Annotated in this window: 22 protein-coding genes; 3 read left to right on the plus strand and 19 right to left on the minus strand. The window is 34.1% G+C overall.

What is annotated here, in order from left to right:
* Positions 1-25 precede the first annotated feature (25 nt).
* From purD to ACQY63_RS06440, 14 genes are all read right to left on the minus strand, one after another.
* On the minus strand, positions 26-1,297 hold the full coding sequence (gene purD / locus ACQY63_RS06375; RefSeq protein ID WP_022165534.1) for a phosphoribosylamine--glycine ligase: 1,272 nt from the start codon (positions 1,295-1,297) through the stop codon (positions 26-28).
* Between the two features lie 127 nt (positions 1,298-1,424).
* Positions 1,425-2,018, minus strand: a complete 594-nt coding sequence (purN, locus tag ACQY63_RS06380) for a phosphoribosylglycinamide formyltransferase (protein WP_022165535.1) — start codon at positions 2,016-2,018, stop codon at positions 1,425-1,427.
* A gap of 122 nt (positions 2,019-2,140) precedes the next feature.
* Positions 2,141-3,166 carry a phosphoribosylformylglycinamidine cyclo-ligase gene (gene purM, locus ACQY63_RS06385; protein ID WP_022165536.1) on the minus strand — a complete coding sequence of 342 codons (1,026 nt, stop codon included), beginning with the start codon at positions 3,164-3,166 and terminating at the stop codon, positions 2,141-2,143.
* Between the two features lie 155 nt (positions 3,167-3,321).
* On the minus strand, positions 3,322-3,822 hold the full coding sequence (gene purE / locus ACQY63_RS06390; RefSeq protein WP_022165537.1) for a 5-(carboxyamino)imidazole ribonucleotide mutase: 501 nt from the start codon (positions 3,820-3,822) through the stop codon (positions 3,322-3,324).
* Between the two features lie 239 nt (positions 3,823-4,061).
* Positions 4,062-6,065: an aminopeptidase gene (locus ACQY63_RS06395; protein WP_412621782.1), complete on the minus strand. Its 2,004-nt coding sequence runs from the start codon at positions 6,063-6,065 to the stop codon at positions 4,062-4,064.
* Positions 6,066-6,106: 41 nt separating this feature from the next.
* Positions 6,107-6,469, minus strand: coding sequence for a hypothetical protein (locus tag ACQY63_RS06400; protein ID WP_022165539.1), 363 nt, complete (start codon positions 6,467-6,469; stop codon positions 6,107-6,109).
* A gap of 45 nt (positions 6,470-6,514) precedes the next feature.
* On the minus strand, positions 6,515-6,970 hold the full coding sequence (locus tag ACQY63_RS06405; protein ID WP_022165540.1) for a VanZ family protein: 456 nt from the start codon (positions 6,968-6,970) through the stop codon (positions 6,515-6,517).
* A 20-nt stretch (positions 6,971-6,990) separates the two neighbouring features.
* A complete protein-coding gene (pyrE, locus tag ACQY63_RS06410; RefSeq protein ID WP_022165541.1) occupies positions 6,991-7,671 on the minus strand; it encodes an orotate phosphoribosyltransferase in 681 nt (226 codons plus the stop codon).
* Between the two features lie 236 nt (positions 7,672-7,907).
* Complete coding sequence (locus ACQY63_RS06415; RefSeq protein WP_428244898.1) at positions 7,908-8,909, minus strand: glycosyltransferase family 2 protein; 1,002 nt, start codon at positions 8,907-8,909, stop codon at positions 7,908-7,910.
* A 129-nt stretch (positions 8,910-9,038) separates the two neighbouring features.
* Positions 9,039-9,941, minus strand: a complete 903-nt coding sequence (locus ACQY63_RS06420; protein WP_299054581.1) for a dihydroorotate dehydrogenase — start codon at positions 9,939-9,941, stop codon at positions 9,039-9,041.
* Positions 9,941-10,708, minus strand: a complete 768-nt coding sequence (locus ACQY63_RS06425; RefSeq protein ID WP_022165544.1) for a dihydroorotate dehydrogenase electron transfer subunit — start codon at positions 10,706-10,708, stop codon at positions 9,941-9,943. The genes ACQY63_RS06420 and ACQY63_RS06425 overlap by 1 nt, the downstream gene beginning before the upstream one ends.
* Positions 10,709-10,799: 91 nt before the next feature.
* Positions 10,800-11,717 carry an orotidine-5'-phosphate decarboxylase gene (gene pyrF / locus ACQY63_RS06430; protein WP_022165545.1) on the minus strand — a complete coding sequence of 306 codons (918 nt, stop codon included), beginning with the start codon at positions 11,715-11,717 and terminating at the stop codon, positions 10,800-10,802.
* Between the two features lie 40 nt (positions 11,718-11,757).
* Positions 11,758-13,035: a dihydroorotase gene (locus ACQY63_RS06435; RefSeq protein ID WP_022165546.1), complete on the minus strand. Its 1,278-nt coding sequence runs from the start codon at positions 13,033-13,035 to the stop codon at positions 11,758-11,760.
* Positions 13,036-13,290: 255 nt separating this feature from the next.
* The gene (locus tag ACQY63_RS06440; protein ID WP_428244899.1) at positions 13,291-15,105 is read right to left on the minus strand and encodes a DUF2079 domain-containing protein; all 1,815 of its coding nucleotides are present in this window, start codon (positions 15,103-15,105) and stop codon (positions 13,291-13,293) included.
* A gap of 186 nt (positions 15,106-15,291) precedes the next feature.
* On the opposite strand from ACQY63_RS06440, the gene ACQY63_RS06445 reads away from it, so the two are divergent.
* Entirely contained in the window at positions 15,292-16,170 is an 879-nt protein-coding gene (locus ACQY63_RS06445; RefSeq protein ID WP_022165780.1) for a DegV family protein, read from the plus strand.
* Positions 16,171-16,314: 144 nt separating this feature from the next.
* Here ACQY63_RS06445 and ACQY63_RS06450 read toward each other — a convergent pair whose 3' ends face one another.
* The 4 genes from ACQY63_RS06450 to ACQY63_RS06465 form a co-directional block, all read right to left on the minus strand.
* Entirely contained in the window at positions 16,315-16,968 is a 654-nt protein-coding gene (locus ACQY63_RS06450) for a DUF308 domain-containing protein (protein WP_412621775.1), read from the minus strand.
* A 520-nt stretch (positions 16,969-17,488) separates the two neighbouring features.
* Positions 17,489-21,244: a phosphoribosylformylglycinamidine synthase gene (locus ACQY63_RS06455; protein WP_428244900.1), complete on the minus strand. Its 3,756-nt coding sequence runs from the start codon at positions 21,242-21,244 to the stop codon at positions 17,489-17,491.
* Between the two features lie 138 nt (positions 21,245-21,382).
* Positions 21,383-22,153 (minus strand): TIGR03915 family putative DNA repair protein, encoded by a 771-nt coding sequence (locus ACQY63_RS06460; protein ID WP_412621771.1) that lies wholly within the window; start codon positions 22,151-22,153, stop codon positions 21,383-21,385.
* Positions 22,153-23,487: a putative DNA modification/repair radical SAM protein gene (locus ACQY63_RS06465; protein ID WP_428244901.1), complete on the minus strand. Its 1,335-nt coding sequence runs from the start codon at positions 23,485-23,487 to the stop codon at positions 22,153-22,155. Before ACQY63_RS06465 ends, ACQY63_RS06460 begins: the two co-directional genes overlap by 1 nt.
* A gap of 240 nt (positions 23,488-23,727) precedes the next feature.
* Between ACQY63_RS06465 and ACQY63_RS06470 the strand changes: the two genes are divergently transcribed.
* Positions 23,728-24,531 (plus strand): zinc dependent phospholipase C family protein, encoded by an 804-nt coding sequence (locus ACQY63_RS06470; RefSeq protein WP_022165775.1) that lies wholly within the window; start codon positions 23,728-23,730, stop codon positions 24,529-24,531.
* A gap of 10 nt (positions 24,532-24,541) precedes the next feature.
* A complete protein-coding gene (locus ACQY63_RS06475; RefSeq protein WP_022165774.1) occupies positions 24,542-24,835 on the plus strand; it encodes a helix-turn-helix domain-containing protein in 294 nt (97 codons plus the stop codon).
* A 41-nt stretch (positions 24,836-24,876) separates the two neighbouring features.
* Here the strand turns inward: ACQY63_RS06475 and ACQY63_RS06480 are convergent, their stop codons facing one another.
* On the minus strand, positions 24,877-25,971 hold the full coding sequence (locus ACQY63_RS06480) for a glycoside hydrolase family 25 protein (protein ID WP_022165773.1): 1,095 nt from the start codon (positions 25,969-25,971) through the stop codon (positions 24,877-24,879).
* Position 25,972 lies beyond the last annotated feature (1 nt).

Genomic DNA, 25,972 nt, shown 5'->3' on the forward strand with positions numbered 1-25,972 from the left:
GTATTCTATACAAGCTTTTTAATTATTATGCTTCATCAATTGCTTTACCAATATCATTACGCATATATTTATTTTCAAAATCAATAAGTTTTGTTGCTTCGTAAGCGTTTGCTCTTGCCTCTTTTAAGTCTTTACCTTTTGCTGTAACACCAAGAACTCGACCACCATTAGTTACTATTTTTCCATTATCTAATTTTGTTCCTGCATGGAAAACATAATAACCTTCCTTGTTTTCAAACTTCTCAAGACCTTTGATTTCAAATCCTTTTTCATAAGAAACAGGGTAACCGTCACTTGCAAGTACAACACAAACTGCTGCGTTGTCTTCAAACTGTAAATCAATCTGATCTAATGTTCCATCAATACAAGCTTCAAATACATCAATAATGTCATTCTTCATTCTTGGAAGAACTACCTGGGCTTCAGGATCACCAAATCTTGCATTGTATTCTAATACTTTTGGTCCATCTTCTGTGAGCATTAAGCCAAAGAAAATAATTCCCTTGAATTCTCTTCCTTCTGACGCCATGGCATCAACTGTAGCCTGGTAAACATATTTCTTACAAAACTCGTCAACTTCTTCTGTATAGAATGGACTTGGTGAAAATGTTCCCATGCCGCCTGTGTTAAGTCCCTGGTCGCCATCTTTTGCTCTCTTATGGTCCTGAGCTGATGTCATAATCTTAATTGTTTTTCCATCAACAAAAGAAAGAACTGAAACTTCACGACCTGTCATAAATTCTTCAATAACAATTGTGTTACCTGCATTACCGAATTTTTTGTCTAACATTAATTCCTTAACGCCATCCATTGCTTCTTCTTTTGTATTACAAATTAAAACACCTTTTCCAAGAGCTAATCCGTCAGCTTTTAAAACAATAGGATATTTTGAAGTTTCAAGATACTTCATTGCTTCTTCCGGTGTATCAAAATTTTCATAAGCTGCTGTAGGAATATTGTATTTCTTCATTAAGTCCTTTGAAAATGCTTTTGAACCTTCTAATATAGCTGCATTTTCTCTTGGACCAAACACTCTAAGTCCTGCTTCTTCAAACTTATCAACAATTCCTCCAACTAAAGGATCGTCCATACCAACAACTGTTAAATCTATTTCGTTGTTTTTTGCAAATTCTACTAATTTATCAAATTCCATTGCCCCTATGTTTACACATTCTGCAATCTGTCCTATGCCGGCATTTCCAGGGGCACAATATATTTTGTCCACCTTTGAACTTTTGGCTACTGCTGTTGCAATGGCATGTTCTCTTCCGCCGCTTCCTACAATAAGAACTTTCATTTCAATCTCCTCTCTTTTCGCTATTCTGGTTGAGTTTTGCCCAAAGCGTATTACGAAAGCACGCTCCCACTGCTTTCGAAATATATTTTTTGATAAATGCTAACCTAAAAGCGTACTATATTTGTGTTTACAATAAATTGTTTGCAATTGCGTTGATGGCTTGTGGAAGTATTTTCCACTCTGCCTGTTCCATTACACGTTTCTGCAAAGTTTCAGGTGTATCGTCAGGTAAAACTTCTACTGCCTTCTGATAAATTATTGGGCCAGTGTCTGTTCCTTCATCTACGAAATGAACTGTAGCTCCTGTAACTTTTACTCCGCGTTCTAATGCTTTTTCATGTACATGTAATCCATAGAAACCATTTCCACAGAAAGATGGTATAAGTGATGGATGTACATTTATAATTTTATTTCTATATTTTGCTATTAATTCCGGTGGTAATACTACTAAGAATCCGGCTAACACAATTAAGTCTAAATTGTATGAATCAATTTTTTCAATTAATGCTTTGTTGAATTCTTCTCTTGTTTCGTAATCTTTTACACAAACACATTCTGCTGCAATGTTGTTTTCTTTTGCTCTTGTTAATGCGTATGCGTCTTTTTTGTTACTTATAACAACTTCTAATGATGCATTAGTTATTGTTTTGTTTTTTACGGCATCAATAATTGCCTGTAAATTAGTTCCACCACCTGAAACTAAAACTCCTACTCTAATCATAATAACCTCTTTTGATTAAATGCTGTTTGTTTCAATTATGTGTCAATTACAACTGTCTCAAGCTAATTCAAAACTAATCTGAAATTAATTTAAAGCTCAACTAAAGTTAATTTTAACTTATTTTAAACTAATTCTACGCCCTTTTTGCCTTCAACAACTTCACCTACTACGAAGCACTTTTCTCCTGCTTTTGTGATGGCTTCCATTGTCTTATCTACGTCAGCTTCATCAACAGCTAATAACATACCAATCCCCATGTTATATGTGTTGTACATCATTTCTTCTGCAATATCACCAGTCTTCTGAAGTAATTTAAAGATTGGTGGAATTTCATAAGAATCTTTCTTAACTACTGCCTTAACATTTTCAGGAAGCATTCTTGGAATGTTTTCATAGAAGCCACCACCTGTAATATGGCTGCAACCATGAATCTTAACACCTGCGTCCTTAATTAAGTTAAGGGCTTTTACATATATAATTGTTGGAGCAAGTAAAGCTTCTCCTAAAGTTGTTCCTAATTCATCATAGTATTTGTTAAGTGACTCTTCTGTCATGTCAAATACTTTTCTTACTAATGAGAATCCGTTACTATGTACACCTGATGAAGCAATTCCAATAAGTTTGTCTCCAGGCTTAATATCTTCTCCTGTAACTAAATCCTTCTTATCTACAACACCTACTGCAAATCCTGCTAAATCATAATCATCTTCAGGCATAAGTCCCGGATGTTCTGCTGTTTCTCCACCGATTAAAGCACATCCTGACTGTTTACAACCTTCAGCAACACCTTTTACAATCTCAGCAATCTTTTCAGGATAGTTTTTACCACATGCGATGTAGTCTAAGAAGAATAATGGTTCTCCACCACCACAAACTATATCGTTTACGCACATAGCTACACAATCAATACCGATTGTATCATGTTTATCTAAAACAAAAGCAAGCTTAATCTTTGTTCCTACGCCGTCTGTTCCTGATACTAAAATTGGTTCTTCCATATTCTTAAAAGCACTCATATCAAATGCACCGGCAAAACCACCAATACCACCTAAAACTTCAGGTCTTACTGTTTCTTTAATAGAACCTTTAATTAATTCTACTGACTTGTAACCTGCTTCAATATCTACGCCTGCCTTCTTGTAATCCATTTTCTTACTTCCTCCTAAATGTTGATTTAAAATAATAATGTTGTTTCAATAATATTCTTGTTTCAATAATATTCTCTAAGCAATTATGACTTAGTGGCTCCAACGCCTTAATCTCTTAATTTATCTCAGAAAATATTACAAGGTTATATAATGCCTTAGTATGCTTTATATCCTACTTCTTTTAATTTAGCGTCTTTTGCTACTACTTCAGATTTCATTTCATCTGCGTAATTTTTTATTTTTTCTAAAAGAGCATCATCTGATGTTGCTAAAATCTGTGCTGCTAAAATACCTGCGTTCTGACCGCCGTTAATTGCAACTGTTGCAACAGGTACACCTGATGGCATCTGAACTATTGAATATAAAGAATCAACTCCACCTAAATCTGATGTTTTCATTGGAATTCCAATTACAGGCATTTTAAATAATGCTGCACACATACCAGGTAAATGAGCTGCTTTTCCAGCTCCTGCGATAATAACTTTGATTCCTCTTTCTTCAGCACCCTTTGCCCATTCAAAGAAAATATCAGGTTCTCTATGAGCTGAAATAATTGTCATCTCATATTCAATACCAAATTTTTCCAACATGTCTGCTGCCTTGCTCATGATAGGCATATCTGAATCACTACCCATTACAATACCAACTTTTGCCATTTTGCTCTCCTTTTTCTCATAAACTTTGTATAGTTAAATTTATAGTTAAATGCCTGTCATCTAATAAACAACAAGCAAAAATCGACTTTTATTTTATCATAAAACCACTATTTCGAAAAGATAATATAATGTTTATTACAAGATATTTTCTTTATTTTTGTATACATTTTCGTTTAAATGTATTGTTTTCTTTATTTAATTTGTTTTCCCTATTAATTTGTTTTCTTTATTTTTAAATTTTATTTAAGTGGTTCATTTAACAATTCGCAACCTGCTAAAACAAATCTGCCATCTCTTATTATGTCAATTTCTTCTCCGTCTTTAGTTACAGCAACAATTTCTCCTAACTCATCATAAGGAATTGTTATATCTGTATGGCAACTGAAATATGCCTTGTCAATATCTGTTTTTCTAAGGGCTGAAACTTCGTTTTCTTTTGCAATAATTTCTTTTCCATTAGGATTGTGAAGTTCCACATCTTCCTCGAAAGAATAGCATGTATCACCTACTGCAAAATGAGGACCCATTTTTTCAACAATTAATATTGGAAGTTTGTACACTACATCAAACTTATTTGCAATTGCATAAGCTGTAGTATTCGTTCCAATGGCAAACTCTCCAATAGGAAGTGTTTCGTGGTTGTACATTACATTTTCTTTAATGTACTTTTTGTTTTCCTCTTCTGCCTGGAAATTTTTGCAGGTATAGTCTGCAATCATTCCATCTTCAAATTTTATTTCTAAATCTTTATATTTCAATTCACCTAAATAAACTTCACTTACATGTAATACACCATTTGTTCCCTTTAGAACAGGTGATGTAAATACTTCACCTAAAGGAATGTTTACGTCGGCAAGACAATTTTCAAAATTAGTTTCTTTTTCAGGATTTTTAAGTTCATGTAGTTTTACATTAATATAGGTTCTGTTATCTCCTTTGCCCACAACCCTTACATAATCTGCTTTGTCTAATTCATCAATTATTTTATTCTGAATTATTTCGTATTTTTCTGAATCAAGTGTATTAATCTTCACTGTTGCATCAAACATTTCCTTAAAGTTGTGGCCAAACTCAGGGATTGGAAAAGCAATAATTGTAAAACTTCTCTCGTCCCCCGGAATATGTTCCTGCACGATTCTCTGGTATTCATTAATATAGCCTGCACTTAATTTCTGCTGTTCCTTTGTTAACTTGTAAGCTTCTTTTTTGCTTTCAGGCTCAAATGGATTTTCACCAAATATTTCTATAACAGCCGGGCCTGCCATCTTTAGTGCCAAATCTTTTCTGTTTTCAAAAGCCTGTTTTGCCACTTCTAACTTGCGCTTAACAAAAGCCTTATCAAGATATAATGCCTCATCAAACTTATGGTCAAACCAATACTGTTTATTGCACATTGTGCTTCCATATCCTAATGGATAAATTATTGGTTTAAGCCCCATTTTTTCAAAATCTAATATTGCTGATTTAATAATCCTCTCAAAACCAATATTATATCTAATATCTACAGTATCCTTAATTGACAAATCTTTCCCTGCAATAACGAAGCCTTTTCTATAGCCTTCTGTGTAAACATGCGCCAAACTATCAATCTCACTTTGGCTCAAGCTGTTAAGATACTGTGCCATTCCAATTTCATTTGCACCAATATGCTCTCCATACATGTACAAATATCTAATGTCATTTAAATCACTGTTCATTACAATATCAACTGCAAAAGTTCTTTTCGGATTAACTCTCCAGTCAACCATGTCATCAACAAAAATTTCTGTATTATCTTTTTCAAATGAATACACAGCCTCTTCTATGCTTCGATATTCTAACTCTTCAGAATTTTCAAAATAATAGAATAGCTCTATAAATAACTCAATTCTTAAAGTTACAATTTCAAGTTCCTGTCTATACACATTGCCCATTAGATCTCTGATTTTTTTGTAAACATAGCATAGAATTCTGCCGTATTCTTCTCCCAGTTCTTCACAGGCAAACTTTGGATTAGCCAAAGATGTTTCATAATTTTCTTTATAAATGTCTTCATAAAGTTCGTAATTTAATTGTTCTAATTGCTCTGTGGTATATTCCTTTAATCTGCCACTTTCAATTTCATCTTTTACAGAATTTAATTTCAAAATAAATTTAGCAACCTTACTAAAATATTCCTGATATTTTTCATTGCTAATATTTTCTGTTGAAATTTCTTTTATTCTTTCAATTGCAATCTCATAACGCTCTCTAACTATATCCATTTCATTCCTCTTTGCTTAGTTTTATTTTTTAATAAATTGAATTATACATAGATTAAATAAAGTCCTAAAATAAAAATCCATATTGCGGCATTTCCTATTGTACCTATGTATGTGTATCTTAAAAATCGGTTTTCTTCACTAAAACTCTTTAACCCTACTGCGAATCCCCAGGCTGAAACAATGAGAGAAACTAAAACCATAAGTCCTACGTAAACACCTGCCTTGCCTTTTAACGCTATTGATATTGCCACTGCAAGCACAATTATTAAAAGACTAATAAGGCCCATAACTGTAGACTTCTTGCCACCTTTTGTATATTTTCTAAGTGGTATATGTTTCTCTGGTTTGTCCCCTTTTTCATCTAATTTTATTTTTTTCTTTTTATCCCAAAATTTTATACTCATATCTTTACTTCTTATAAGCCGGCTTTTATCTAAGTAAAAACAAGCTTATATATGTTTCCTTAATTTAGTTAATTTCAAGAAGATATATCCTAATAAACCTCCTATAGTATTAAGAAATATATCATCAACATCAAATGCTCCTACTTTTGTAACTAACTGTGCTGTTTCTATTCCTATACTAAAAAGCATTGCTAAAAATGTAACACTTAAGAAATTTTTAAATACACTTCTTTTTGATACCATTGGAAGTAAAAATCCAAATGGCATAAAACATACAACATTTCCTAAAAGATTAATTATTGTTATATTCCATCCATAAGTATGACGCATATTCCAAAAACGTGTAATCTCTTTAAATAATGTGAGATTATATCGGTACTGATCACTAACCATGGTTCTGTCTAGCGTTTCAGAAAAAAACATAAAATAAAGCGCCAATATCATGTATGCCACAAAAAATATTCTTCCAAAAATGCGAACTTTTCTAGTTGCCTTTGTCACTTTTCTATTCTCCTAATGGATTATTTTGCACCATACTGTGCATAGTATTTGTCAATTGCTTCTTTTATTTCATCATCAATTACAACTTTTCCATTACATTCCTTATTGTAAAGATGCTCTACAACATCAGACATTGTAACAATTGCATTTGTTTCAAATCCATAAAGGTCTTTTACTTCGTCAAGAGCGCACTTCTCTCCACCCTTACCAACTTCCATTCTGTCAAGAGAAACCATAAGACCAACAATTGTCACATCTGCTGCACCTTTTACCTTTGGAACTGTTTCTTCCATTGACTTACCTGAAGTTGTAACATCTTCAATCATTACTACTCTGTCACCATCTTTTAAATTGCTACCAAGGAAGTTTCCTTTGTCTGCACCATGGTCCTTTTCTTCTTTTCTATCTGAACAATAACGGATTTCTTTTCCATATAATTCATTAAAAGCAATTGCTGTTACAACTGCAAGTGGAATTCCCTTGTATGCAGGTCCGAAAAGCACATCAAAGTCATCACCATATCTGTCATGAATTGCCTTTGCATAATACTGACCTAATCTGTGAAGCTGTGAACCTGTTACATAGGCTCCTGCATTCATGAAAAATGGAGACTTTCTACCACTCTTAAGTGTAAACTCTCCAAATTTTAAAACATCACTTTCTACCATAAATTCTATAAATTCCTTCTTATATGCTTCCATTATATAATTTCTCCTTTATCTTTAGGCTCTTTGACCTTTTTATTTCAACTTATCTGATATCTTCTGCTAATTTTGATATAATTTTCTCAATTTAGCATTAGCCAATATATCTTTTTTATCTTACCACGAAAAGCTAAGTTTCACAATGCGTTAAAAATTGTATTTTTTCTAACAAACAAAAAGGAACCATAAAACTTATTTGTCTTACAGTTCTTTTTTTACTTTATTATATGTAATTATTTAATTTTCTTTATATCCTCGCCATTTGTTTCACCAATTATAAAATGTGGCCTTTTCTTAACTTCCATGTATGTTTTTGACAAATACTGTCCCATAATGCCCATACAGAAAAGTTGGATTCCACCGATAAAAGTAATTATGCAGGCAAGTGATGGCCAACCGTCTACGGGATCACCCCATATTGCATTTCTAACTACAATTAAAACAATTGCAATAAAAGAAACAAATGTAAACAGTAATCCTATAACTGATGCAATTTGTAGTGGTGCATTGGAGAAGTTGAAAATTCCGTCAAGTGAATATTTAAATAATTTCCAAAAATTCCACTTTGTTTCTCCTGCTGCTCTCTCAACATTTTCAAATGGTAACCACTTTGTCTTAAAGCCAATCCAACCAAAAATTCCTTTTGAAAATCTGTTCTGTTCTCCCATTGCCACAATGGCCTCCACCATTTCTCTTTTCATTAATCTAAAATCTCTTGCTCCGTCCACTACGTCAGCATCAGAAATTTTGTTGATTAATTTGTAAAATTTGCGGGCGAAAAAAGAACGGATTTTTGGTTCTCCCTGTCTTGTAACTCTTCTTGTTGCAACACTGTCATATTCACCGCTTTCAAGGTAAGTTACCATTTCAGGTAAAAGTGCCGGTGGGTCCTGCATGTCCGCATCCATAACCGCAACATAATCACCTGCTGCATTGCAAAAACCTGCATACATTGCAGCTTCTTTTCCAAAGTTTTTGGAAAATGATAAATACACAACTCTGTCATCTTCCTTAGCCATCATCTTTAATATTTCAAGAGTTTTGTCCTTTGAGCCATCATTTACAAACAAAATTTCAAAATCATATTTTGGCATTTTGCCCGTAACTTTTTTCAATTCTTCATGTAATATTCCAAGTACTTCTTCTTCGTTATAGCATGGAATTATTAAAGATATTTTTTTCTTTTTAATTTCATTTTTCTTTTCGATTTTATTTTTTTCTTTTATTTCTTCCATTTCAAGCCCTTCCATTTTCTTTTTGATTAATTGTATAATTTAATTCTTAATTTCTTCTTATTTTTTTATTATTTCTTTACTATTTTTCCTTATTATTTTCTTGTTTTTGTTTTCTTTTTTCTTTTGCAATTATTTTACTAAGCCAATAAGACTGTTAATGTCTTCAACATTATGGCGTTTCATGTAGTCTTCAATTCCCTCAATTACATCAATTGTTGTATGGGGATTATTAAAATTAGCTGTTCCAACAGATACTGCTGTAGCTCCTGCTAAAATAAATTCCATTGCATCTTTTGCATTTGCAATTCCACCCATACCGATAATTGGAACCTTAACTGCATTTGCCACCTGATATACCATTCTTACGGCAACCGGCTTAATGGCCGGGCCTGATAAACCACCTGTCTTATTAGCCAAAACAAATTTCTGTCTTTCAACATCGATTTGCATACCTGTTAATGTATTAATCAAAGATAGTGCATCTGCTCCACCGGCTTCTGCCGCTTTTGCCATTTCTGTAATATCAGTTACATTTGGGCTAAGTTTCATAATAACAGGCTGTTTAGCAACTTTCTTTACTTCCTTTGTAATAGCTTCAACAGCTTTTGGATCCTGGCCAAAAGCAATTCCACCATGTTTTACGTTTGGACAGGAAATGTTGATTTCTAACATATCCACATCTTCATGACCAAGCTTTTCTACAACGTCTATATAATCTTCTGTTGTTCTTCCACATACATTTACAATAATGTTTGTGTCATATTTTTTTAAATAAGGAATATCTCTTTTTGCAAACAAATCATAGCCTGGATTCTGAAGTCCTACTGCATTAAGCATTCCACCATAAGTTTCTGCAATTCTAGGTGTTGGATTTCCTTCCCATGGCACATTTGCAACACCTTTTGTTACTACGGCACCAAGTCTGTTTAAGTCAACAAACTCGTCATATTCTGCACCTGAACCAAAAGTTCCTGAGGCAACCATAACAGGATTCTTAAATTCTACACCTGCAATATTTACTTTTGTATTCATTATAAGTCTACCTCCTCTGCTAAAAATACCGGTCCATCTTTACAAATACGTTTGTTATTAACATTTGTGTGATGGTCTTTGTTTGTTGATTTACAAACACATGCTAAACATGCACCTATACCACATGCCATTCTTTCTTCTAATGAAAGCTGACATTCGATTTTCTTTTCAAGAGCATACTCTTTAATTGCCTTTAACATAGGTGTTGGTCCACATGCGTAAATAACCGCCCCTTCAACGTTCTGTTCTTTTATTGCATCAATAACAGTTCCTTTTGTTCCTGTGCTTCCATCTTCTGTAGCTATAAAAAGTGTACCATTGTTTTCTAATTCTTCAGTTAAAAATAATTCATTTCTATAACCGGCAACAATTTGAACTTCAGCAATATCTTTTAATTCCTTTGCTAATTCAACCATTGGTGGAATTCCGATTCCACCACCTATTAAAATAGCTTTCTTACCTGCTCTTTTTACAAATCCATTTCCTAATGGTCCAATAATGTCTATCTTATCTCCTGCTGTATAAGTTGAGAACTCTTCTGTCCCACCGCCTACAACACGATAAACCACACGAAGTGTACTCTCCTGCTTGTTTACCTCACATATACTAATTGGTCTTGGAAGTAATTTTGTCTTGTCGTTACAATACATGGAAATAAACTGTCCGGCTCTTGCCTCTTTTGCAGCTTTTGTTTTAATTACCATGCTATAAATATCTGTACCAATAGATTCCTGGCTTACTACACTTGCAGTTTCCTTTTCTCTCATTCCTATCTCCATTCTTTCCAATTTCTCATAACAAAAACAGTTTAGTTTAAGCTGTTAATTGTTATACGGTTATTTTTAATTTTTTATTGCATTAAAAAATTGAGTTAATGTCTTCAATCATGTCAATTACTGCCTGTCTTGATGCGTCTGCGTAATTTTCAGCGCCAAACTTAGCATACTTGTCCTGCTTATAAGCGCAGATGATTCCTCTTGATGAGTTTACAATTGCTCCTAAACCATCTTCGTTAAAATATGGCTTAAGACCTTCTGCAGTACCACCCTGTGCACCGTAACCAGGCACTAAGATGTAGCTCTTTGGCATAACCTTACGAAGAACCTTACCCATTTCAGGATATGTAGCTCCAACTACTGCTCCAATGTAGCTATAGTCGTTACCCATGTGGTCTTCACCCCATTTTGCAACCTGTTCACCAACCCATTCGTAAAGTGGTCTTCCTTCAATTAATCTGTCCTGGAATTCTCCACTTGAAGGATTTGATGTTTTTACTAAGATAAATAATCCCTTGTTTTCTTCTTTACATACATCAACGAAAGGCTTGATGCCGTCAGTTCCAAGATATGGATTAACTGTTGCAAAATCTTCATCAAATAATGAATACTTCTTGCTTCCCACCTGAACTTTTCCTAAATGTCCAACTGCATAAGCGGCTGAAGTTGAACCAATATCTCCACGCTTAACATCACCAATTACTACTAAATCTTTTTCCTTAGCATAATCAACTGTTTTCTTAAATGCCTGAAGTCCCGGCACACCAAACTGTTCATACATTGCAATCTGTGGTTTTACAGCTGGGATTAAATCATAAGTTGTATCGATAATTCCCTTGTTGTACTGCCAAATTGCTTCTGCTGCGCCCTCTAATGTTTCACCAAATTCATCAAAAGCTTTCTTTTGAATGTGTTCAGGTACATAGCTTAACATTGGATCAAGTCCAACTACTACTGGTGCATTTGTTTTTTTGATTTTGTCAACTAACTTATTAATCATCTTATATCTCCTTTATGATGTATATAATTATTGTAAAATTTTATTTATTTTCGTATACAATTTTTCCGCCAAGTATTGTAAATTCTACCTGACCGTTTACCTTGTAGCCGTTAAATGGTGTATTCTTTCCCTTTGAAGCAAATGTGTTTGCATCTATTTCGTATTCTGTGTCAGGATTAATTACTACTACATCTGCAACTGCATTTTCATTTAAAGTTCCCTTATTAGAGCCTAAAACTTTTGCAGGATTATAGCTCATCTTTGCAGCCATTTGTAATGGTGTAATATGTCCCTTTTTAACTAAGTTTGTAATTGTTAATGCAACTGATGTTTCAAGTCCAACAATTCCAAAAGGTGCATGTTCTAAATCTTTTGCTTTTTCTTCCGCACTATGTGGAGCATGGTCTGTTGAGATTACATCCATTATGTCATCTGACAAACCTTTAATTAATGCTTCCATGTCTTCTCTTGCTCTAAGAGGTGGATTCATTTTAAAATTGCTGTCATTACCTGTAATATCATCTGAACACATTGAGAAATGATGTGGACAAACTTCTGCTGTAACCTTTATGCCTTCTTCTTTTGCTCTTCTTACCATCTCAACGCTGTCTTTTGTTGAGCAGTGGCATAAGTGAAGGGTTGCATTAGTTTCTTTTGCAAGCATAATGTCTCTCATCGCGATAACATCTTCTACTGCATTACTTATTCCCTTAACACCTAATTCCTGTGATTTGTCACCAAGATTAATAACTCCGCCTTCAACTAAGTTAATATCTTCGCAGTGAGCCATAACCGGTATGTTAAGTCTTGCGGCTTCTTTCATTGCCTTTCTATAAACGCCTGAATTCATTACTGATTTTCCATCTTCACTAATTGCACAAATTCCGGCATCTTTTAACTTGCTAATGTTTGTAACTTCCACACCTGCCATATTCTTTGTGACAGCACCCACAGGAAGAACATTAGTAAGTCCTACCTTCTTACTTTTGTTAATTACATATTCAACAGTTTCCACATTGTCAATTACAGGCTTTGTATTTGGCATACAGCATACTGTTGTAAAGCCACCTTTAGCAGCAGCCCTGCTTCCTGTTTCAATGTCTTCTTTGTATGTAAGTCCCGGGTCTCTAAAATGTACATGTAAATCGATTAATCCCGGCATCACGTAACATCCCTGTGCATCAATTACTTTGTCTGCATCACACTGAATGTTTTCTGCTTTCTTCTTAATTAAACCATCTTCAATTAAAACATCCATTACTTTGTCCATGTTTTCTGAAGGATTTAAAACTCTTCCGTTTTTAATTAAAATTGTCAAGTATACACCTCTGCTTTCAAATAAAAATCATAACTTGTAAGTTACTTTATTTTTGCCTAATTACACAAATTAAAGTATACCAAAAAAATAAGAATACGTGAAGTGCCTAGCGTACTTATTTCAAATCATTGTAAATCATTAGATTTTGATTCTAATTTTTGAAATAGTATTCGTATGCTCACTTCCACATATTCTTATCTTTGTATTCTTATTTTTCTATTCTTGTCTTTGCTTTTTTGTCTTTATATCCATCTATTATTGCTTTTTGTGATATACACTTATCAGGTTATCTTCATGATATATAAGTTCATATTTTCCTGTTGCCAGAACTTCGTCAAACTTTTCCTTTTCTTCCTGTCCTCTTTCGTCAACAACAAGATATTCCATTTCTTTAACTTCCTCTAAATGAGTCTGATCATACACATCAAGATTTCTTGATAAATGTGGCATAAAGAATCCTGAAACTGCAACAGATGCTGTTCTCGGAACCATCTCAATACCTTTATTAATTTTTTCTATTTTAGCTTTATCTATACTATATTTTTCACCGTAATGATTAATCCTTGGATATGTTGTTCCAAAAAACATAATGCTTGTACAAATCACAGAAATGCCAGCTACAGTTCTTGCTTTTTTATAATCCATTTCGGAAATGTTCATAATTGCCAAATACATAAATAACGCAATCACACCAAAGTTATACTGAAAACCAACATCATGTAAATATAAATATGTTGTAAAAACATTAAACACTAAAAATGGTGCCATTAAAATATATCTTGAGTATTTCTTTCCTGTTGCAAACAACATTATCGCCATCGGAACAATCATCAAAAGTAAATACTGTATTTTGTCCATACCTGTTGCATCAGCATTTGAAATCATCTGGGCAATTACGTATGCCGGATTTGCAATTATTGTTTTGAAAACCTGTCCTAAGCCGCCATTTGGATCTGCATATAAATTTGCAAATCTATCGTCTAGAACTCCTAGTCCATAACTGTTTACTACTGATAATGCTACTACAAAATAAATAGCTGACAAAATTATCATTATAATTCCACGTTTCTTATCCCTTCTTGAAAATAAGAAATATGCACCCACAATCATTATATATGATGCTGCATCTTCTTTTACAAAAAATACTAATAGCATGCAGATAATTGCCGGTATGTCTTTCTTTTTCTCAACAAAATAAATTGTCAGCAATAAGAAAAATGTTAAAAAGCAATTTTCATGTATGTCGTAAAATGTTCCGCCTGCGGTAGCCGGATACAAAGCATAAATTAATGTAACTGCAACCGTAATCCAATTAGACAACTTATAGTGTCTGCATAATAACACTATTGGAATAATCGGTAATGCCACCATAATCGCCTGTATAACCTGAACAGTTATTGCACTTGGAAAAATCATGTATATTGGTAGACCTATATAAAATATAGGTGAGAAATGTACTCCAAAATGTGACAATAATGTATTTCTTTCAACTGTTGTTGTCATTTTTCCTGTCTGCTTCATGTACTCATACATCTGAGCAAAAATCCCAAAATCATAAGTTGAATTACTATATGTTTTATACTTAAAAATTGTAACTGCAGCTACAATTCCAAACAAAAGAATTCCTATTATCACAAAAAATATTTTAGCAATCTTTCCATTCAGCTTAATATAGCCAAACAATTGCATAATTTCATCTTTTATGTATAAGAACGCTAACACTGCAATAAAACACAGCATGCACATAAAACATGTGTCACCAATTTCATTATTGTTCGTTTTGCTCCACACCACTTTGTCACCTGATGTTGCACATAAGATTGTATAAATATAAACACTTATAAACATTACTATTTTTGCAATAAATTTTTCTTTATAATATATGCCTGCCATAATTGCAGTCAATACTGCAAGCAATAATATTATCATTGGAAAATTTGCTTTTGCAACACTGTCTAAACTGTTTATACTTCCAAAAGTTCCACGAAATATAGATAGCAATCCCCATGCGGCTATGACACTAACGAAAAAACCTTCTACTATTGCTCTTTCGTTTTTTAATTTGTCCATAAAACTCCCCTCCGATTCTTAATTGCCTACCATTGTACCACATATTTGCTTACTAATAAATATACGTACTTCTAAATGTTAAATAACTGTTAAACTTTCTTTATTTGATTCAAATGTATTGAATTATATTTTGCAAGTGGTATATTATATAGTATTGAATACTACGTGAAGGAGTTTTTAAAATCTATGTTCAAAATAATTAGTGATAGTGCCTGTGATTTATCTCAGGCTTATATAGAAAAAAATAATATAGATATCGTCCCTCTATCAGTTTCTTTTGACGGAGAAAATTATTTTTTAGACGGAGTTGATATTACAAGAAACGAATGTTATCAGAGAATGGTCGACAATCCAAAAACATACCCTAAGACTTCACTACCAAGTGTGGACCTTTTTTATAAAGCTTTTGAAATGTATGTAAAAGAAGATATTCCTGTTGTCTGCTTTACTATTTCATTAATATTTAGTGGTTCGTACAATTCAGCAAGAAACGCAAAGGAACTTATTCTTGAGGAATATCCAAATGCTGAAATTCATATTATTGACTCAAAGCAAAACACCGTTACTCAGGGACTAATTGTTGACCAAATGGCAAAAATGCGTGACAACAATGTACCTTTAGAAACTGCATTAGAAAAAATCGAAAAAGTCATTGCATCTGCACGTATTTTCTTTACAGTTGGTTCACTTGATTATTTACAAATGGGCGGTCGAATCGGCAAAGTTGCAGCAGCAGCCAGCAAGATTGATGTGAAACCAGTTATAATTATGAAAGACGGGGATATTGGTCTTGGTGGCATAGGTCGTAACAGAAACAAATTAAAGAAAAAAGTATTGGAAGTTGCCGATAAATATTTAACAGAAAACGGAAAAGATAACTTTGTTATCTCAGTTGGATATGGCTATGATGCTTCTGAAGGTGTAAGTTTTATGAACCAGTTAGAAGAAACACTTAATGTAAAACTTCAAAGGGAAACTAACGTGGCGATCGGCATTGTTTCAGGTGTACATACAGGTCCTCACCCAATCGGTCTTGGAGTTGTAAAAAAATATGAGACAGTTTAAAAAATGTATTTTTATATCATCATCTTTTTTAACGCTGTATATATTAATATAATATTAGATTTGATTTTTACAAAAAGGACAGAGTCTTATTTTAACGACTCTGTCCTTTTTCATTGTATGTCTTAATCTAATATTAATGGTATTCTATTGTACTATTTCATCATCGTCATCATTATCCTCTACAATTTCCTCCTCAACAATTTCATCGTCTACGATGTTTGCAATCTGGCCGATTGTCCATCTTTTAATTTTTCCTGAAACCGTTAAGGTTGTAATTAAATCAATCAATCCTGTTACTGCCAAAATGATTCCTGAAACCTGAATAAAGAAATCTCCCGCTGTTGTTGTGCCATTATCATTATGATCCATAGGCATCATTAAAACTGATATTCCTAAAATAATACATATTACAGCAAAAATCATCAACGGAATCCAATGGCATCTCATCCTTTTCAGGTCTAAAGAATTCTCTACCTTCATTAATCCACTAATAATTATTATAATTGCGATGACGTATGTGATAATTGATAAAATCCAATCCATGCAACATAAAACTACTATTCCACCAATTATTAAAGCTATTGATGCAACAAGTTCATATTGATAATATTTTTTAATAGAATTTGTTCTTCTGTATTCTATAAAATATCTTATACCCATAATAAACAAAATCACTGCAAGAATTAAACATGCTGTTTTAACAATTTGATTTGGATACAACCACATTAACACTCCAAGAACAATACTAATTAAGGAAAATAAAATCATTTCCCATTTTAGATTTTTTAAATAATTCATAGCATTTCTCCTATTCTTTTCTGTTGTTATAACTATTTGTTTTATAACCATATTTTCTACGCTTTTATAAAACATATTCTAACATATATTTATATCACATTAAAATGAAATTTCTGTGACATTTACCAGAAAGCAGGCTTTCGGCAAAGCCATGCATTCTTTGGCAAAGCCATACAGCTCGATTTCACTTCGTTTCATCTCGCTGTCGGGCTGCGCCTTTTAGCTGCCCTTACAAATGCAAAGCCATGCAGCTCGATTTCACTTCGTTTCATCTCGCTGTCGGGCTGCGCCTTTTAGCTGCCCTTACAAATGCAAAGCCATGCAGCTCGATTTCACTTCGTTTCATCTCGCTGTCGGGCTGCGCCTTTTAGCTGCCCTTACAAATGCAAAGCCATGCAGCTCGATTTCACTTCGTTCCATCTCGCTGTCGGGCTGCGCCCTATATAAACAAACAACGGAACTCTCTTTCGAAAGCAAGCTTTCGACGAGCGTCCCGTTGTTTGTTTATGCATGGCTTTGCTTACGCAAAGTAGTGTACGCCTGATTCAAAGACTTTGAGGTCTTGTTCTCCGTAGATGTTTGTTGCTACGGATGTTCCTTTACGTTCAATATGAGCCATCTTACCGAAGCATCTTCCGTCTGGGCTTGTGATACCTTCGATTGCCATATATGAACCGTTTACGTTCCATTCTTCGTCCATTGTTGGCTGTCCCTGCTGATTTACATATTGTGTTGCTACCTGACCATTTGCAAATAACTGCTCAATACATTCTTTTGGTGCTACGAAACGTCCTTCACCATGTGATGCCGGATTTACATATACACCACCAAGTTCAGCTTCCTGTAACCAAGGTGACTTGTTTGAAACAACCTTTGTGTATACCATCTTTGATACATGACGGTTAATTGTGTTGTATGTTAATGTTGGAGCGTTAATATCCTGTCCTGTAATCTTTCCATTTGGTACTAATCCTAACTTAATTAATGCCTGGAAACCATTACAAATACCAAGAGCTAAACCATCTCTTTCATTTAATAATTTGTGTACAGCTTCTTCAATCTTTGCGTTTCTAAATGCTGTTGCGAAGAACTTAGCTGAGCCATCAGGTTCATCACCTGCACTAAATCCACCTGGGAACATAATAATCTGTGCCTGATTAATTGAATCTTCAAATATCTTAACAGAATCTCTAATGTCTTCTGGTGTAAGGTTCTTGAATACCTTTGTGATAACGTTTGCTCCAGCATTTTCAAATGCTTTCGCTGTATCATATTCACAGTTTGTTCCTGGGAATACAGGAATAAATACTGTTGGTTTTGCAACTCTGTTCTTGCATACATAGATACTTCCCTTATCATAAATTGGTGTATCTAATATTGTCTTATCATTATGGCTTCTTGTTGGGAATACTTTTTCTAATGGTTTCTCCCAAACCTTAAGAGCTTCATCCATTGGAATTACTTCTTCGCCATACTTAAATTCAGCTTTATCAGTTGTTTCACCTAATAATACATAACTTGCTGTTATATCACTAAGTTTGTCTGCAGGTACTTCAGCAACAATATCACCAAATGCAGGTGCGAATAAATCTGCACCAGGAATATTCCCGCTAATGCTTACACCTATTCCATTACCAAATGCCATCTTACTTACAGCAGGAATTACGCCCTTAGCGTCTAGGGCATAAGCTGAAATAATCACACCATTCTGAATCATTTCATGAATCTGATCATATAACTTCATGATTTCTTCATATACAGGCTTGTCATACTGATCTTTGCTAATTTCAAATTTAACAATCTTGTTGCCTGCTTTCTTAAATTCAGGAGTGATAATATCTTTTTCTTTTGCTACATCAACTGCAAATGAAACTAATGTTGGTGGTACATCAATATCATTAAATGTTCCTGACATACTATCTTTACCACCAATTGATGGAAGACCAAATCCCATCTGTGCATCAAATGAACCAAGAAGTGATGCAAATGGCTGACTCCAACGACGTGGATCTTCTGTCATTCTTCTAAAGTATTCCTGATATGTCATACGAATCTTCTTGTAGTCACCACCATTTGCAACAATCTTTGCAATTGAATCTACTACTGCATACATTGCTCCATGATATGGACTCCAACTTGATAAATATGGATCAAATCCATAACTCATCATTGTTACTGTATCGCATTTTCCTTTAAGCACTGGAAGTTTTGCAACCATTGCCTGTGTTTCTGTCTTCTGGTATTTTCCACCATGTGGCATAAATACTGAACCTGCACCGATTGAACCGTCGAATTTTTCAACTAATCCCTTCTGTGAACATTCATTTAAGTCAGCAAGTGTTTCTAACCATTTTTCTTTTACGTCTGCTACTTCAGGTTTCTTGAAGAAGTTTGCATCCTTTTCAGGCATATCTACTTCAACTGTTGTTTCCTGATGTGCACCGTTTGTATCTAAGAACGCACGTGAAAGATTTACAATTTCCTTTCCTCTCCATTCTAATACTAATCTAGGATCCTCTGTAACTTCTGCTACTACTGTAGCCTCTAAGTTTTCTTCATTAGCATATTCTAAGAATTTTTCTACATCAGAAGGATCAACTACTACTGCCATTCTTTCCTGTGATTCAGAAATGGCAATTTCTGTTCCATCTAAGCCTGCATATTTCTTTGGAACTTTATCTAAGTTAATATGAAGTCCGTCAGCTAACTCACCGATGGCTACTGAAACACCGCCGGCACCAAAATCATTACACTTCTTGATAATGTGACTAACTTCTTCTCTTCTAAATAATCTCTGTAATTTACGTTCTGTAGGTGCGTTACCTTTCTGTACTTCAGCACCACATGTTTCAATAGATTCTTCTGTATGAATCTTTGAAGAACCTGTTGCTCCACCACAGCCATCACGTCCTGTTCTACCACCTAAAAGTACGATAATATCTCCTGGATCTGATGTAAGTCTCTGTACTGCACGTCTAGGAGCTGCTCCCATAACTGCACCAATTTCCATTCTCTTTGCAACATAATCAGGATGATAAATTTCTTTTACTAAACCTGTTGCAAGACCAATCTGGTTACCATATGAACTATATCCATTTGCAGCTCCCTGAACAAGTTTCTTCTGTGGAAGCTTACCACTTAATGTTTCGCTCATTGGCTTAGTAGGATCTGCTGCACCTGTTACACGCATAGCCTGATATACATATGTACGTCCTGATAATGGATCTCTAATAGCACCACCTAAACATGTTGCAGCACCACCAAATGGTTCAATTTCTGTAGGATGGTTATGTGTTTCGTTTTTGAAGTTTACTAACCATTCTTCTGTATTTCCGTCAACTTCAACAGGAACTACAATACTACATGCATTGATTTCATCTGATTTTTCCTGATCATCTAACTTGCCTTCCTTCTTTAACTTTCTCATTGCAATAAGGGCTAAATCCATAAGGCATACAAATTTGTCTTTTCTTTCTCCAAAAACATCTTTTCTTGTTTCAAGATATTCTTCATATGTTTTGACAATTGGTTCATTATAAAAACCATCATCGAACTTAACATCTGTAAGTTCTGTATTAAAAGTAGTATGACGACAATGATCTGACCAGTAAGTATCTAATACTCTGATTTCTGTCATTGATGGATCTCTGTTTTCTTCAGATTTAAAATAATTCTGAATATGTTTGAAATCCTTAAATGTCATTGCTAATCCAAGTGAATCGTAAAGTTCTTTAAGTGGAGCATCATCCATGTCCTTGAAACCATCAAAAATGATTACATCTGCCGGTTCCTCAAATTCTGTTACTAAAGTTTCAGGCTTTTCTAATCCTGTTTCTCTTGAATCTACAGGGTTGATGCAATATGACTTAATCTGTTCAAACTGTTCCTCTGTAATATCTCCAACTAAAACGTATGTTGTTGCAGTTCTTATTTCAGGATTCTCATCCTCGTTTAAAAACTTAACACACTGTACAGCTGAATCAGCTCTCTGATCAAACTGTCCCGGTAAAAATTCTACACTGAAAATCTTTGATTCAGCTTCATCATAAGGAAATGTTTCTTCATAAACATCATCAACCGGTGGTTCTGAAAATACACATGTAAGAGCTTTCTTATAAGTATCTTCTGTAAGATTTTCTACATCATATCTTACTAATTCTCTTACTTCTTTTAATCCGTCAATCCCAAGATATCCCTTGATATCTTCTGTTAATTCCTTTGCTTTTACAGCATAAGGTTTCTTTTTTTCCACATAAACACGCTTAACTTTACTCATAGATTCCTCCTGATTAGTTCTATTCTGTTTTCCTTTTGTAATGTGTTAAACCACACCCGCTAGTATATCATTAATAAGAAAAAAAGTGAAGAGCGACGAATAAAGTAAAGATTTTGTAGTTATTCGGTATACTTTTACTTATTTTTCCTTTACAAATTCGGTCATATTTTCTCTAAACCACATTGGAAGTTGTGTTCGCTGACATTTAGGATTCTGCCTTGCATCGATTCCAATAGTATCAAAAAATATCTTCCACAATTCTCTATACTCATCGTTATACTGTAAGTCTTTGGTCAATGCCTCCACATCCTGTCCTTCAACAATAATCGTATCTGTTTCATGCTTGTGTACTGCTGCTTTCTTTCTTTTTGAATCATATATTATCCAATCTTCTTCCGGAAATCTGTCCTGAAAATGATTAATTATTAACGGAACCACATCGCATTTTGGTTGTATTCTACTGTAAAGGACCCCACCCTTTAATTCATCAAACCTTACAAATCCCTTAAACAAATGTGCTTCATTAACTGCCTTTCTACTTAATTCAGTAACCCGTAACACATGAGGATTTGTTAGCATTTTCGTCACTCTGGCTCCCACTGCATATCCTAATTTCAAAAACTCAAATATTTCATTACCTTTGTCATTATCAAAATGCATACAGGCTCTGTAAACCATCATGTATGCTTCAATGGAAATCTTTATTCTTATGGATTTTGCCACTCTAACAGACTTGTCTAAATTAGTATCAATTGTTATAAATTCTGAAAAAAAAGTTGCCGAATAATCCTTTCCCGGATGTATGCTAACTATGCAGCCTTTGTTCATTAATACCCAGCCGTCATAAACTGCCGTCATTATCCCATCAAAAGTATCATCGCATACCAATGTTACATTTTTATTCTTCATTAAGCTTTCGCCTCCAAATCCAACAACGTCATCTGCCTGTACGTTGTATCTTCTTCAATTGAAAATAATTGCTTTCTGTCATCTGCTGCTATAGACCTTGCAATAAAATCTTTATCCAGTCTCAGTGGAAACATTGTTTTACCATTGCATGTAATAAAATATGCAGCTCTTTTCAGTACAACTCCCATACGTTTCAAACCATCAAAATCAATAACACCATATCTTCTTGCTGACATAATGCGCCTTGCAGACTTCACTCCAAGTCCCGGTACTCTTAATAATGTATAATAATCTGCTCGCATTATTTCAACAGGAAACAGCTCCAAATGATTAACTGCCCAATCACATTTCGGATCTAGTACCACATTAAAATTAGGATAATTTTCATTCAGTAATTCCTTCACATTAAATCCGTAGAATCTAAGCAGCCAATCTGCCTGATATAATCTATGCTCCCTTAATAACGGATTAGGTCCAACTGGCGCCGGTGCGTCAATATTGTGATTCACATCTACAAAAGCTGAATAAAAAACTCTCTTCATCTTAAACTGTTTATACATATATTCAGTTACTGACATTAACTGATAATCAGTTTCCGGTGTTGCCCCTATAATCATCTGGGTGCTTTGTCCTGCTGGAACGAACTTTGACTGCCTCTTTCTTCCTGTTTTTGTAATCAAACTATACCCATCACCTGAAGACGGTATAAGGTTTCCTAAGCCAATCTGTATCTGTTTCATAGACATAAGCATATTCTTATGACTCTTATTCGGTGCTAATTCCTTAAGACTCTCCTTTGTAGGCAACTCCAAATTAGTACTCATTCTATCTGCAAGAAATCCTATTTTCTCAATAATTTCAGGAGAGGCTCCCGGTATTGCCTTTACATGAATATATCCAAAGAAATGATGTTCGTTGCGTAATTTCCACAAAGTTTCATATACAAGCCCCATTGTAAAATCCGGGCTTTTCAAAATTCCTGAACTTAAAAATAATCCTTCAATATAATTGCGTCTATAAAATTCCATGGTAAGCTTACAAACTTCATCGGGTGTAAAACTGGCTCTTGGAACATCATTTGACTTTCTGTTAATACAATACTTGCAGTCATAAATACATTCATTTGTATAAAGTATCTTAAGTAGCGATACACAACGGCCATCTGACGCAAAAGTATGGCATATTCCACACGCATGAGCATCTCCCATTCCTTTTCCCTTATTGGAACGGTCAACGCCACTACTGGTACATGCAACATCATACTTGGCCCCATCTGTTAAAATCTTCAATTTTTCAGATAAATCCATATTCTGCTGTATATTAATGTTCCTCACCTCGTTTCAATCGTCTTAAAAATTAATAGTTGCCATCAGATAAAATTAACGTTTCCTATTATCTTAAAATTAGCAGTTGACTTTTTCGAACGTTTGTTCTATCGTTATGATAACACTTTTAAAAATTAATTGCAACAGTCAAAATATGGTTATTCGAAATAATATTTAGTTTTTTGTATTTTTACATTTCAAATGTGTTAAACTGTAGTTATAAATATTTTTACATAGGAGGTGTTCATTATGCCAGCACTTTACGCACATAACAAATTTGGCAAACTTGTTATTCCAAAGTTGCCTTCAACAATAAAAGAAACTGTGAGAAAGTATCCTAATGAATTTAGAATGGGATTACAGGGACCTGATTTTTTATTTTTCTATTTAACCAGAAAAGATATTACTAAGATTGGCGTTACAATGCACCACAGCGATGTGTATCCTTTTATGGAGCATGCCTCAGAAATTGTACAGGAACTGGGAATTAACAGTCCTGAGTATAGTTACATTCTGGGATTTATATGTCATTTTGCTTTGGACAACGCTTGTCATCCGTATGTAAACAGATTTATGAAGGAAACTGGTTGTGGACATGTGGAAATAGAAGGGGACTTGGAGCATTTGTTAATTACCAAAGATAGCTTCAATCCTGAAAGTTATCCTATTTACAAATTAGTCCCTGCAACGTATAAGGTAGCTATTGCCATGGATTCTTTATATAATTATGTTTCTCTTGAAGATATTTATCATAGTCTTCATATGATGAAAAAGGTGAAAAAAATATTTGTTGCTCCTAATTGTTTGAAAAGAAGCCTTTTAGACCTATCCATGCACGCAACTTTTCATTATAAGCAGTTAAAAGGACATGTGATTTTTCCTAATGCCAATATGCAATGCCGAAGAGAAAGTGAGATTTTGTGTAATATTCTATACAATTCAGTAGATGATGCTGTTAATTTAATTAACGACTTTACCATTTCCACTTTAAGTGGTAATATTTTACCTGCTGAGTTTCACAGAGATTTTAATGGAAACCACTTTTCATTTTAGGAGGACACTAATGATTAAAGATTTACCGGAAAAGTTACGACTACTTAGATCAGAAAATAAATATACTCAAAAACAATTGGCTGAACTTTTAGATGTTTCGCCTTCAATTGTTTCCGGATATGAAACAGGAGAGCGAACTCCCAGTTTGGAGAATTTAATAGCCCTTGCACAACTATATGATTGTAGTACAGACTATCTTCTTGGATTACACCATGAAGAGCCATCAATTACAATCGATGCACAAGGGCTTACCATACACCAGATTACAGTGTTACAGGATTTAATTTCTGTTATGAAAGAGTAGATTTTCTTATCTACTCTTTCATTTACTTTTTTTCTGTTTTTTTATTTTATGTAGGCGCTTTTAACTTTGCACCATTTTTTTGAGTAAACTTTTTTAGTTCCATTAAGCTTATAGGCTCTGGCTCTAAAATAATATTTTTTCTTGGATTTTAAACTTTTTATTGTAGTTCTTGTCCATTTAATATATTTTGACTTTTTACCATGGAAGTTTTTCTTTGTTGAATATTGTATCTGATAACCTTTTGCCCCGGAAACCTTTTGGAGTTTTAATTTGGCTTTTTTCTTACCGGCAGTAACTGATACTATAGGTGTTTTTGCCGGTCTGGTTACCTTTGTAACTTTTATGACAGGTGCAGCATTTAATTTGACATTTCTTGCATTATACGTTGTTGTTCTTACTTTATCAAACCAGAAATTCAAATCAACGTTTCCTCTTATACCACTTACAGTTCCTTTATCACTACACTGCCACATCTGATAAACACCTGTGTATGTTGTACCTATGTTGTTGTACTGTGCCACCCATTTAAACCAAGTTTGGTTACTTGCTACAGATTTATCAATATAGTTAGTCCACCAGTTAAGATTAGCATAAATTCCGACCTCGTATCCCTGATTATGTATTTCCGTAACAAATGTATTAATAATATCAGTTAATTTACTTTTTGATAATTTTGCCTGGTCATCTTCTTCCACGTCAAGGTAAATAGGAAAATTCAGTTTATGATTTTCAACCAATCTAAGAACATGCTTTGCTTCACTTTTTGCCTGAGAAACACTTTGAGCATAAGAATAAATATATACGCCATAAGGAATATTGTTATCTTCGCATCCTTTTACATTTTTTTCCCAATATTTGTCATCCTGACTTGTGTAATCGTCCCCAAAGCCGCATCTGATAATTGCGTAATCTACATCTGATGCAGCAACTTTTTTCCAATTAATATTTCCATTCCATTTGCTAACATCAATGCCCTTCATTGTGGCACCTTCCATTACTTTGCCGTTACCATCTACAAACTTACCGTCTGCATTTTTTGACCATGCCTTCGTAGCAGCGCTAACATCATTAATTGCAAACGTAAAAGTGGCCATAAAGCATGCCACTACAGTGAGTATTCTTACTAATCTTTTCATT

Origin of the sequence: Eubacterium sp. Marseille-QA0814 (assembly GCF_965119675.1) — a bacterium.
Lineage (GTDB): Bacteria > Bacillota > Clostridia > Lachnospirales > Lachnospiraceae > Eubacterium_G.

Coding starts and splice junctions, on each gene's coding strand:
- ACQY63_RS06460 (WP_412621771.1), bottom strand. CDS start 22,153: ATGAAGAATAAAAATGTAACATTGGTATGCGATGATACTTTTGATGGG.
- pyrF (WP_022165545.1), bottom strand. CDS start 11,717: ATGATTAATAAGTTAGTTGACAAAATCAAAAAAACAAATGCACCAGTA.
- ACQY63_RS06450 (WP_412621775.1), bottom strand. CDS start 16,968: ATGAATTATTTAAAAAATCTAAAATGGGAAATGATTTTATTTTCCTTA.
- ACQY63_RS06420 (WP_299054581.1), bottom strand. CDS start 9,941: ATGAATACAAAAGTAAATATTGCAGGTGTAGAATTTAAGAATCCTGTT.
- ACQY63_RS06395 (WP_412621782.1), bottom strand. CDS start 6,065: ATGGATATAGTTAGAGAGCGTTATGAGATTGCAATTGAAAGAATAAAA.
- ACQY63_RS06415 (WP_428244898.1), bottom strand. CDS start 8,909: ATGGAAGAAATAAAAGAAAAAAATAAAATCGAAAAGAAAAATGAAATT.
- ACQY63_RS06400 (WP_022165539.1), bottom strand. CDS start 6,469: ATGAGTATAAAATTTTGGGATAAAAAGAAAAAAATAAAATTAGATGAA.
- ACQY63_RS06445 (WP_022165780.1), top strand. CDS start 15,292: ATGTTCAAAATAATTAGTGATAGTGCCTGTGATTTATCTCAGGCTTAT.
- ACQY63_RS06455 (WP_428244900.1), bottom strand. CDS start 21,244: ATGAGTAAAGTTAAGCGTGTTTATGTGGAAAAAAAGAAACCTTATGCT.
- ACQY63_RS06475 (WP_022165774.1), top strand. CDS start 24,542: ATGATTAAAGATTTACCGGAAAAGTTACGACTACTTAGATCAGAAAAT.
- ACQY63_RS06480 (WP_022165773.1), bottom strand. CDS start 25,971: ATGAAAAGATTAGTAAGAATACTCACTGTAGTGGCATGCTTTATGGCC.
- ACQY63_RS06470 (WP_022165775.1), top strand. CDS start 23,728: ATGCCAGCACTTTACGCACATAACAAATTTGGCAAACTTGTTATTCCA.
- purN (WP_022165535.1), bottom strand. CDS start 2,018: ATGATTAGAGTAGGAGTTTTAGTTTCAGGTGGTGGAACTAATTTACAG.
- purD (WP_022165534.1), bottom strand. CDS start 1,297: ATGAAAGTTCTTATTGTAGGAAGCGGCGGAAGAGAACATGCCATTGCA.
- ACQY63_RS06440 (WP_428244899.1), bottom strand. CDS start 15,105: ATGGACAAATTAAAAAACGAAAGAGCAATAGTAGAAGGTTTTTTCGTT.
- purE (WP_022165537.1), bottom strand. CDS start 3,822: ATGGCAAAAGTTGGTATTGTAATGGGTAGTGATTCAGATATGCCTATC.
- purM (WP_022165536.1), bottom strand. CDS start 3,166: ATGGATTACAAGAAGGCAGGCGTAGATATTGAAGCAGGTTACAAGTCA.
- pyrE (WP_022165541.1), bottom strand. CDS start 7,671: ATGGAAGCATATAAGAAGGAATTTATAGAATTTATGGTAGAAAGTGAT.
- ACQY63_RS06425 (WP_022165544.1), bottom strand. CDS start 10,708: ATGAGAGAAAAGGAAACTGCAAGTGTAGTAAGCCAGGAATCTATTGGT.